This window comes from Pseudomonas sp. NPDC088429, assembly GCF_044753305.1.
Lineage (GTDB): Bacteria > Pseudomonadota > Gammaproteobacteria > Pseudomonadales > Pseudomonadaceae > Aquipseudomonas > Aquipseudomonas rustica.
Genome location: NZ_JBIVMX010000017.1, coordinates 85,682 through 96,576 on the forward strand (window position 1 = coordinate 85,682; position 10,895 = coordinate 96,576).

Sequence of the window (10,895 nt, forward strand, 5' to 3'; positions counted from 1 at the left end):
TATGCGCGTACTTCACTTTTTCAAAACGTACCTGCCTGACTCGGTCGGCGGCATCGAACAAGTGATCTTCCAGCTCTGCGAAAGCGGCGCCCAGCACGGTATCGATGGTCAGGTGCTGACACTCAGCAGCGACCCGACACCGCCCGTGGTCAAACTCGGTCACCACGAAGTGCACCGCGCCAAACTCGACATTCAGTTCGCCTCCACCGGTTTTTCCTGGAGCGTGTTCAAACAGTTTCGCGAAATGGCCGCCGAGGCCGATGTGGTCAACTACCACTTTCCGTGGCCGTTCATGGATCTGGTGCATTTCGCCAGCGGCATGCAAAAACCCAGCGTAGTGACCTATCACTCGGACATCATTCGCCAGAAGCACCTGCTGAAACTTTACCGGCCGCTGATGAACCGCTTCCTCGCCAGCGCCGACCGTATTGTCGCGGCGTCGCCGAACTACCTGCACACCAGCGATGTGCTGCAGCAGTTTCAGGACAAGACTCGAGTCATCCCCTACGGTTTGAACAAGGCCGGTTATCCACAGGCCGATAGCGAGCGCATGAACCGCTGGCGCCAGCAGCTTGGGGATAAGTTTTTCCTGTTCGTCGGGGTCATGCGTTATTACAAAGGCCTGCACATCCTGCTTGATGCGCTGAAAGACGTGGATTACCCGGTGGTGATCGTCGGCGCCGGCCCGCTCGAGCAGGAGCTGCATGCGCAAGCTGCAGCGTTGGGGCTGCGCAACATTCATTTCCTCGGCCGCTTGGGCGACGAAGACAAAGTCGCGTTGCTGCAATTGAGCTACGCGATCGTCTTCCCGTCGCACCTGCGTTCGGAAGCGTTCGGTATTTCGCTGCTGGAAGGCGCGATGTACGGCAAACCGATGATCTCCAGCGAGATCGGCACCGGCACCAGTTACATCAATATTCACAACGAGACCGGATTGGTGGTGCCGCCGAGTCATCCACAGGCATTTCGCGAGGCGATGCGTACGCTCTGGGATGATCCGGTGCGTGCGGCGGCGATGGGGGTGAAAGCGGAGGCGCGGTATCGGCAGTTATTCACAGCCGACGAAATGGGCCGCAAGTGGACGGAGCTGTATCAGGAATTGCTCGAAGAAAAATCCCTGTCCTACGCCTGATTTCGGCCTGAAACACATTTCCCCTGTAGGAGCTGCCGAAGGCTGCGATCTTTTGACTTTTGTTTTCAAGATCAAAAGATCGCAGCCTTCGGCAGCTCCTACAGGGATCGGTTTATAAATCCAAGACCAAGGGTTGGCTGCTTTGCGCCGGCACCGCACAACAAATCAGCACATGCCCCGCCTCCGGCATATCCGCCGGCACCTGTGGATAATTCACCGCGCCGCTGACCAGCCGCGTCTTGCAGGTTCCACATGAACCACCTCGGCAACTGAACTCCGGACGCAATCCACGGCTCTCCGCCAGTTCCAGCAAACTGCCACCATCCGGCTGCCAACGCGCCTCTTTCGCCGAACGCTCGAACACCACCGGAACCGAAGTGGTCGCTACGGGCGGTTGCTCAATCACGATTGCATCCGGATCGGCCTGACGTTTCAGTGTCGACGGGCCAAAGGTTTCCGCATAAATCTGCGCGTCGCGTACATCCAGTTCGCGCAGGGTGTCGTACAGCCCTTGGGTAAAACCACCGGGGCCACACAGGACAAAATCGATCTGGTCGAAATCATCGACCTCCAGCACATTCCTCAACACCTCGCCGTCAATCCGCCCCGGCAAATCGAAGTCCGCACCTTCCTGCACATCGGCTTCCGGCTGGCTGAGCAAACGCAACACCCGCACCGCATCGCCAGACGTTTCCAGCAAGCGATCCAGCTCCTTGCGAAACGGTTGATCGGCCAGGCTGCGTGAACTCTGCAACAACAGCGTCGGACGAATCCTCCTCGTCCGTAAGCCCTGGTACACCACCTCGCGCAGCATCGACAGCAACGGCGTGATTCCCACACCAGCAGCCAATAGCACCAACGGTCGCTGCTCCAGCGGTGCGACGGTGAAATGCCCCTGCGGCGCACGCGCTTCGAGTACATCGCCGACATTTATCTGCTCATGCAGATGCGACGAAATCAGGCCCTCACGCTTGACGCTGATCCGGTAGAAACCATCCGATGGCGCACTCGAAAGGCTGTAAGTACGAATGTGTACCTCGCCATCCACGGTGAAACGCAGCGGCAAATGCTGACCGGCAAGAAACACCGGCAAACCGGCGCCATCGGCAGGTTCCAGATAGATCGAGCGAATGTGCTGACTCTCCGCTTCAATCTTCGTCACCCGCAGAGGCCGCCATTGATTGCCGAGTGCCTGCGCCTGCAAACGTGCGTCCGCCTCGGCCCAGTTACCGGTCAACAGACTGGTCGGCGACATGCCGTCGAAGCGCCAGCGCAACGCCAATGCCGCCGGGCGCCGCACCAGTTTTTCCACAGCAAATGTCCACAGGCGTTCCGCGCCTTGAAACGCCTCGATTTGCGGGCCTTCGAGAATGATCTCGGTGCGCCCGCTGAGTTGCAGTACATCGCCTGTGGAAAAGTCGATGAACAGCAGGCCGGCCTTGGGGTTGAGCAATAAATTGCCGAGGGTATTGAAATGCAGATTGCCGGCAAAGTCGGGGATGGTCAGACGATTCCCTTCCACCCGTACGAAACCTGGCTGGCCGCCTCGGTGGGAAACATCCACCGCGCGCTGACCATCAACATCGACATAACTGGCGACGAAGAACGTGTCGGCGCCTTCGATCAACGCCGTGGCCGTCTCATCGAGAGCGTCCAGATGCTGAGCCGGGCGGGTTTGCGGATCCGTCAGTGGCACGCGCTGAAACTGGCGCAACTGAATGTATTGCGGGCAGTTACCGAAAGCCTGATCCACGCTGACGTCGAAACCCTGCGCGGTCAGATTATCGACATGGCCGTTGAGGCGATTGCGCCGGCGGGTGTGCAGTTCGATGCCGAGCAAACCGATTGGCTCGCCGTTGCGCAGTTGCGCCGGGTCATCGGCCGAGGATTGGCTGGCGAAATGCAGGTGCTCGGGATCCGGCGAATGAGCAAAGCCCGGCGCACCTTCAAGCACACTGGCCCACGGCCGACCCTGCGCATCGACGGCGCCGTACAGCATAAAGGGCAATTGCTGATAGAACTCACGGTGCTGATCCGGCATCCACGTGCGAATCACCTTACGCCCGAACGCCTCCATGCGTTCGGCAACCCCGACTTTCGCCTGCAACTGTTGCTCGCCAGCGTGCCACGGTGAACGTTCCATCACGACCTCTCCCCTGCACCGTCGGCACAGTGTGGATTGCGGGAATCAGACTGCGGTTTGCAGACCGGCGACGGTGCGCGGCATGCCGACAAAACCGGGCAAGGCTTCGACCCGGGCCAGCCAGGCGCGAACGTTGCCGTACTCATCCAGCGACACATTGCCTTCCGGCGCATGAGCGATGTAACTGTAGGCCGAGACGTCGGCGATGGTCGGTTCTTCGCCGGCCAGATACGGAGTTTTGCCCAGTTCGACGTCCATCACTTTCAGCAGGTTGTGCGCACGGGTGATGGCTTCATCAGCATTCAGTTGCGCGCCGAATACCGTGACCAAGCGTGCAGCAGCAGGGCCGAAAGCAATCGGCCCGGCGGCTGCCGACAACCAACGCTGCACATGCGCGGCACCGACCGGATCCGCAGGCAGCCAACGTCCGTTGCCATACTTCTGCGCCAGATACACCAGAATAGCGTTGGAATCGGCGAGCACCACACCGCCGTCATCAATCGCCGGGACTTGGCCGAAGCTGTTGATGGCCAGATACGCGGGCTGCTTGTGCTCACCCTTGGCCAGATCGACGAAAATCAGCTCGGTCGGCAATTGCAGCAGGGACAGCATCAACTCGACGCGATGAGCGTGGCCAGAACGCGGGAAGTTGTAGAGTTTGATCGCTTGCATGGTCGACTCCGCTGAACAGGGGCGCCGCTGCGGGGATGAGCGCGCCGAGGGGGCCATCTTCCGCTGATCGCGAAAACAACAGAATCACCAGTAACTGCAAACGATTATTTCAGCTCGTGCAATAACGCTGCATTTTTCAACGCGGGATGTTCGCGCAAAGCCTGTACCGCGAAATCGACAAAACTGCGGATCCGCGCCGGCGCCTTGCGCCCGCCCTGATAGACCACATGGATCGGCAATGCGGGCAGTTCGAATTCGGCGAGGACGATTTCCAATTCACCGGCGGCCACCTTGCTCGCCACTTGATAAGACAAAACCCGCGTCATCCCCAAGCCCATGGCCGCTGCCGTAATCGCAGCCTGATTGGCCGTGACGATCAGACGCGGTTCAGGTCGCACGCTGAACGGTTCGCCGCCATCGAGAAACGGCCAAGTGCGTTGCTGACCAATCGCAGAAGTCGCCACCACCGGTACGCCTGCCAGCGCATGAGGATGAATCGGCCGACCGTGCCTGGCGAAATAGTCCGGCGAACCACAAATCACCCGACGCACCTCACCGACCCGGATCGCATGCTGGCTGCTGTCGGGCAGATCACCGATGCGCACCGCCACATCGATACCCTCTTCGACCATGTTGACGATCCGGTCGACCAGCACCGCGTTGATCGTGACTTCCGGATACTGCGCGAGATAACCCGCCATCACCGGCGTCACAAACAGATCGCCGAACAACACCGGCGCCGTCACCGTCAATTGCCCACGCGGCTGCGCATGACTGCCCGCCGCCGAATCCTCGGCTTCCTGCACCTCCGCGAGAATTCTCCGACAATCCTCCAGATAACGCTGTCCCGCCTCGCTCAAATGCACACTGCGCGTGGTACGAATCAACAACTGCGTACCAATGCGCAACTCCAGCGCCGCCACCGCCCGTGTCACGCTTGCCGCGGAAAGACCCAAACGCCGCGCGGCCGAGGAGAAGCCTTGCTCTTGGGCGACGGTGGTGAAGATGTGCATTTCCTGGAAGCGATCCATCCAACAACTCCTTAGCTTGCAGCCATCATTCGTTGATGCAAGTCCGGAAATAGAAGCTGTGCAAACCACACGGGCAATCCCGGATAAAGATCTCGGGCTTTAGGCGTAGCACTTTCCACAAGTCCCAGCTGGACAAGACTTCTAAGTTGATCAGTCGCGACCCGGTCAGACAGTCCGGTGAATATCTTGAAGTCCGCCCGACTCAGCACGCCCTGAGTCAGCAGAATGTGCAAAGCACGTGCTGCCTCGGGCTTGAGACCGGCCCTTTTAATACGCTCGTCCCACGCAAAAATGGTGTGAAGTCTTTCACGCATGTTGGAGACGTTCAGAGCCTGCTCGGTATAGCGCATCTGATCCAGACAGGTCTCCAGCATGAAACCGACAAACTCGAACAGCCCGGCTTGGGTGAGTTGACCACGCCCATCCAGATCACCGCGACGCGATTTGTCCGCATTGGCCAAACGCGCGTAATAACTATCCTGCTGGCGAGCAAGTCCTCGCGATAACGACCACAAGGGCGATACAAGTCCCAGTTTCTGCAGTTGCAGGTGGGTGATCAGCCTGCCGGTGCGACCGTTTCCATCAACGAAAGGATGCACCCAGGCTAATCGATGGTGATAAGCCATGACCGCGAGCAAGCGGCTCCGCGCATCGGGCAAGCGGCCGTAGACCTGCTGCATACGATTGAGCATCGGTGTTACGGATTGACTGGACGGCGCGGCATGATTGCCGACGAGAACTTCCTGGGCCGCTACATCTCGAAGCTGGCCAGGCACCAATCGACTTGCGTCGCGCAAATGCAATTGGTCACCGCTGGCCCCCTGAAACAGGCGCTTATGTACCCGGGAAACAAATGCGCTGCTAAACATTGCCTCCCAAGGCAGTTTGTTGTGCAGTGACAGCGCTCGTTCAAAAGCTTGCTGTGTACCGATATGCGTCACCGCCAGCTCAGTCAGCTCTTTGGGATTACGTCTCGGGGCTGTCGGCGCAAGCGTTACCGGCTCAGTAAATTGGCCCTCAATCAGATTGCTGTAAAAGCTGCTGGTGACCCGCAGCAATCCACCCACTCGCCGAACCATTTGCGGAGCAACGATGGCGCTGAGTTTTCCTGCCTGAAATGGCACTTGCTCTGCCAATTGCAGAATTTCACTGGGAAATGTCGGAACCAGCGGCTCCAGCCAATGATTCCCCAAGATAGCTTCAGCGCTCATTCGACCTCCAAGATTCGCGGATTTTTTCGCGGATTTCAGATTACGCCACAACCCCCGGTTTACCTAGCTATAGGTAATGTAGGAATAGTCGGAAGTTCGAGTAGTACGCGGATTTATTTGCGGATTTTTGAAGATAAATAGCGAGAGTGTTGGAGCCTAAAAAGCAACGCAGGAGCAAGAAAATTCTCGCCCCCGCGTAAGACCAATTACTCCACCGTCACCGACTTCGCCAGATTACGCGGTTGATCCACGTCCGTGCCCTTCAGCACCGCAACGTAGTACGACAGCAACTGCAGCGGGATCGTGTAGAGGATCGGTGAGAGGATGTCGTGGATGTGCGGCATTTGCACCACGTGGGTGCCTTCGCCGTTGGTCATTCCGGCTTTTTCGTCGGCGAACACGATCAGTTCGCCGCCACGGGCGCGGACTTCCTGCAGGTTGGATTTGAGCTTTTCCAGCAGTTCGTTATTGGGCGCAACGGTGACCACTGGCATGTCGTTATCCACCAGCGCCAGCGGGCCGTGTTTCAGTTCGCCCGCCGGGTAGGCTTCGGCGTGGATGTAGGAGATTTCCTTGAGCTTCAAGGCACCTTCCATCGCGACCGGGAATTGCGCGCCACGGCCGAGGAACAGGGTGTGGTTTTTCTCGGCGAACAGTTCGGCGATTTTTTCCACGGTGCTGTCCATCGCCAGCGCTTCGCCGAGGCGGGTTGGCAGGCGGCGCAATTCTTCGACCAAAGTGGCTTCAACGCCTTTGGCGAGGCTGCCGCGCACTTGGCCCAGCGACAGGGTCAACAACAACAGGCCGACCAGTTGCGTGGTGAAGGCTTTGGTCGAAGCGACGCCGATTTCGCGGCCGGCCTGGGTCAGCAGGGTCAGGTCGGATTCACGCACCAGCGAGCTGATGCCGACGTTGCAGATTGCCAGGCTGGCGAGGAAACCCAGCTCTTTGGCATTGCGCAGCGCGGCCAGGGTGTCGGCGGTCTCGCCGGATTGGGAGATGGTCACGAACAAGGTGTCCGGCTGCACCACGACTTTGCGGTAGCGAAATTCGCTGGCGACTTCGACCTGGCACGGGATGCCGGCCAGTTCTTCCAGCCAATAACGCGCGACCATACCGGCGTGGTAGCTTGTGCCGCAGGCGACGATCTGCACGTTGTGCACTTTGGCGAACAGCTCGGCGGCTTGCGGACCGAAAGCTTGCACCAGCACTTGATCATTGCTCAGTCGACCTTCGAGGGTGCGCTGGACAACGGCCGGTTGCTCGTGGATTTCCTTGAGCATGTAGTGGCGGAATTCGCCTTTGTCGGCAGCTTCGGCACCGTCGGTGTATTGCACGGTCTGGCGCTCGACGGCTTTGCCATCGACATCCCAGATCTGCACGTTATCGCGGCGAATCTCGGCGATATCGCCTTCTTCCAGGTACATGAAGCGGTCAGTGACCTGACGCAACGCCAACTGGTCGGAAGCGAGGAAGTTCTCGCCTAGGCCCAGACCAATCACCAACGGGCTGCCACTGCGCGCGGCCACCAGACGATCCGGCTGCTTGGCGTTGATCACCGCCAAACCATAAGCGCCATGCAGTTCTTTGACGGTGGCTTTGAGTGCCACGGTCAGATCAGTCTGATCCTTGAGTTTATGGTTGAGCAGGTGAGCGATGACTTCGGTGTCGGTGTCCGAGGTGAACACGTAGCCCAGTGCTTTCAGTTGTTCACGCAGGGCTTCATGGTTTTCGATGATGCCGTTGTGCACCACCGCGATGTCACCGGAGAAATGCGGGTGAGCGTTACGCTCGCACGGCGCACCGTGGGTGGCCCAACGGGTGTGGGCGATACCCAGACGCCCCACCAGCGGGTGCTCGGCCAGTGCGGTTTCGAGTTCGCTGACTTTGCCCGGGCGACGCATGCGCTCGAGGGTTTCGTCATTGGTGTACACCGCCACACCGGCGCTGTCGTAACCACGGTATTCGAGGCGCTTGAGGCCTTCGAGCAGGATGGCGGTGATGTTGCGTTCAGCGACTGCGCCGACAATTCCACACATGCTTATTTCTCCTGACTGACAGCCGCGCAAATCACGTTGATACCGCGGGCCTGGATCTGATCGCGTGCATTGATAGGCAGGCGATCATCGGTAATTAGGGTATGGACGCTGCTCCATGGCAGCTCCAGATTGGGAATCTTGCGGCCGATCTTGTCGGCCTCGACCATGACGATGACTTCCCGCGCCACGTCTGCCATGACCCGGCTCAAACCGAGCAGTTCATTGAAGGTCGTGGTGCCGCGTACCAGATCGATACCGTCGGCGCCGATGAACAACTGGTCGAAGTCGTAAGAGCGTAGTACCTGCTCGGCGACCTGGCCCTGGAAGGATTCCGAATGCGGATCCCAGGTGCCACCGGTCATCAACAACACCGGTTCGTGTTCGAGTTCGCTCAAGGCATTGGCGACGTGCAGGGAATTGGTCATCACCACCAGACCTGGCTGCTGGCCAAGTTCGGGGATCATCGCGGCGGTGGTGCTGCCGCTGTCGATGATGATGCGCGCGTGCTCGCGGATGCGTTTCACCGCCGCGCGGGCAATCGCCTGTTTGTATTTGGAAACGCTCTGCGCGGTTTCCGCGACCAGCTCCTGCGGCATGGTGATCGCCCCGCCGTAACGGCGCAGCAACAAGCCATGGCTTTCCAGTGCGGCGAGATCCTTGCGAATCGTAACTTCAGAGGTTTCGAAGCGCTTGGCTAGCTCATCCACACTGACTTCGCCCTGCTCATTGAGCAAGGCAAGAATGTTGTGGCGGCGTTGGGGCGTATTGCGTTTCGACATGGCGGCTTAAGTTTCGATTCGAAAGATAACGGAAGCAATCAAAACCTATTGGCCATAAATCGTCAACCCATTGCTCATAAAAAAATCGCAGCCCTCCGACAGTCCCCGTAGGAGCTGCCGAAGGCTGCGATCTTTTGATCTTCAAAAAGCCGCTGTGGATAACTCAGTCCTTTTTGATTTTCACCGGACGCTTCCAGCCATCAATGTTCTTCTGCCGCGCGCGACCAACCGCCAACTGCGCGTTATCCACATTCTGCGTAATCGTTGAGCCGGCCGCCGTGGTTGCACCGTCGCAGATATCCACAGGCGCGACCAACGAGTTATTGGAGCCGATGAACACATCTGCACCCAACACGGTTTTCCACTTGTTGGCGCCGTCATAGTTGCAGGTGATGGTGCCAGCACCCACGTTGGTGCGCGCACCGATTTCGGCATCGCCCAAATAGGTCAAGTGACCGGCCTTCGCGCCCTCGCCCATGTGCGCATTCTTCAGCTCAACAAAGTTACCCACATGCGCGCGCGCTTCAAGCACGGTGCCCGGACGCAGACGCGCGAACGGACCGGCATCGCTGCCCTCGCCCATTACGGCACCTTCGATATGACTGTTGGCCTTGATCACCACGCCTTTGCGCAGGGTGCTGTCCTTGATCACACAGTTCGGGCCGATCACCACGTCGTCTTCGATAACAACGTTGCCTTCGAGGATCACGTTGATGTCGATCAGCACATCGCGACCAACGGTCACTTCACCGCGCACATCAAATCGCGCCGGGTCACGCAGGGTCACGCCTTGCGCCATCAAACGGCGGCCGGCACGCAACTGGTAATGACGCTCCAGCTCGGCCAGTTGTTTGCGATCGTTGGCGCCCTGCACTTCCATCGGGTCGTGCGGTTGTTCGGTGGCCACTACCAGACCGTCGCTGACCGCCATTTCGATCACGTCGGTCAGGTAGTACTCGCCCTGAGCGTTGTTGTTCGACAGGCGGCTCATCCAGTCGGCCAGACGATCGGCCGGGACGGCGAGAATGCCGGTGTTGCCTTCGGTGATTGCGCGCTGCGCTTCGCTGGCGTCTTTGTGCTCAACGATAGCCGCGACCTTGCCCTCAGCATCGCGCACAATACGGCCGTAACCCGTCGGGTCGTCGAGTTCGACGGTGAGCAAACCCATCTGCCCCGGCACTACATGCTTGAGCAGACGTTGCAGTGTTTCGACTTCGATCAGCGGCACGTCACCGTAAAGGATCAGCACGGTGTCCGCGGAAATGAACGGTACGGCCTGAGCGGTGGCGTGGCCGGTGCCGAGCTGCTTGTCCTGCAGAACGAAGTTCAGATCGTCAGCCGCCAGACGTTCGCGCACCACATCGGCGCCATGACCGATGACTACATGGATGCGTTGTGGATCGAGTTGGCGGGCGCTGTGGATAACATGGCCCAGCATGGAATTGCCGGCAATCGGGTGCAAAACCTTCGGCAGGGCCGAACGCATACGAGTGCCTTGACCGGCCGCGAGGATAACGATTTCAAGAGACATGACTGGCTACCAATCCTGGGTGGTCAGCAACTGCGACCGGGTTTGAATTCGGAAAAAGAAAAAAGGGTAGCCGAGGCTACCCTTTTTTATCAATCGCACAACAAGCGGCTGACGGATTAACCGCCAAACTTCTTGCGGATCTGCTGGACGGTGCGCAGCTGAGCTGCAGCCTCGGCCAGACGAGCTGACGCAGCGCTGTAGTCGAAATCAGCGCCCTTTTCATGCAGAGCATGCTCGGCAGCCTTGAGAGCTGCTTGAGCCTGAGCTTCATCCAGGTCGGCAGCACGTTGCACGGTATCGGCAAGCACTTTGACCATGTTCGGCTGAACCTCGAGGAAACCACCGGAGATGTAGAAC

The 10,895-nt window shown here is 58.9% G+C and carries 9 protein-coding genes; 1 reads left to right on the forward strand and 8 read right to left on the reverse strand.

Annotated elements, in window-relative coordinates; all coding sequences use genetic code 11:
• Window position 1: 1 nt before the first annotated feature.
• Window positions 2–1,132 carry a glycosyltransferase family 4 protein gene (locus ACIP66_RS11945; protein ID WP_053125269.1) on the forward strand — a complete coding sequence of 377 codons (1,131 nt, stop codon included), beginning with the start codon at window positions 2–4 and terminating at the stop codon, window positions 1,130–1,132.
• A gap of 112 nt (window positions 1,133–1,244) precedes the next feature.
• Here ACIP66_RS11945 and ACIP66_RS11950 read toward each other — a convergent pair whose 3' ends face one another.
• From ACIP66_RS11950 to atpC, 8 genes are all read right to left on the reverse strand, one after another.
• Window positions 1,245–3,275: a pyridoxamine 5'-phosphate oxidase family protein gene (locus ACIP66_RS11950; protein WP_400648257.1), complete on the reverse strand. Its 2,031-nt coding sequence runs from the start codon at window positions 3,273–3,275 to the stop codon at window positions 1,245–1,247.
• Between the two features lie 45 nt (window positions 3,276–3,320).
• Window positions 3,321–3,947, reverse strand: a complete 627-nt coding sequence (locus ACIP66_RS11955; RefSeq protein WP_212550286.1) for a glutathione S-transferase family protein — start codon at window positions 3,945–3,947, stop codon at window positions 3,321–3,323.
• Between the two features lie 104 nt (window positions 3,948–4,051).
• Window positions 4,052–4,978, reverse strand: coding sequence for a LysR family transcriptional regulator (locus tag ACIP66_RS11960; protein WP_053125278.1), 927 nt, complete (start codon window positions 4,976–4,978; stop codon window positions 4,052–4,054).
• Between the two features lie 11 nt (window positions 4,979–4,989).
• Complete coding sequence (locus tag ACIP66_RS11965) at window positions 4,990–6,189, reverse strand: Fic family protein (protein WP_400648261.1); 1,200 nt, start codon at window positions 6,187–6,189, stop codon at window positions 4,990–4,992.
• 206 nt (window positions 6,190–6,395) lie between these two features.
• Window positions 6,396–8,228, reverse strand: a complete 1,833-nt coding sequence (gene glmS / locus ACIP66_RS11970; RefSeq protein WP_400648263.1) for a glutamine--fructose-6-phosphate transaminase (isomerizing) — start codon at window positions 8,226–8,228, stop codon at window positions 6,396–6,398.
• Between the two features lie 2 nt (window positions 8,229–8,230).
• Window positions 8,231–9,007 carry a DeoR/GlpR family DNA-binding transcription regulator gene (locus tag ACIP66_RS11975; protein WP_400648266.1) on the reverse strand — a complete coding sequence of 259 codons (777 nt, stop codon included), beginning with the start codon at window positions 9,005–9,007 and terminating at the stop codon, window positions 8,231–8,233.
• A 163-nt stretch (window positions 9,008–9,170) separates the two neighbouring features.
• Entirely contained in the window at window positions 9,171–10,538 is a 1,368-nt protein-coding gene (glmU, locus tag ACIP66_RS11980) for a bifunctional UDP-N-acetylglucosamine diphosphorylase/glucosamine-1-phosphate N-acetyltransferase GlmU (RefSeq protein WP_400648268.1), read from the reverse strand.
• Between the two features lie 116 nt (window positions 10,539–10,654).
• Window positions 10,655–10,895: ATP synthase F1 subunit epsilon (gene atpC, locus ACIP66_RS11985; protein WP_400648271.1), on the reverse strand; the 241-nt coding region annotated here is incomplete at its 5' end.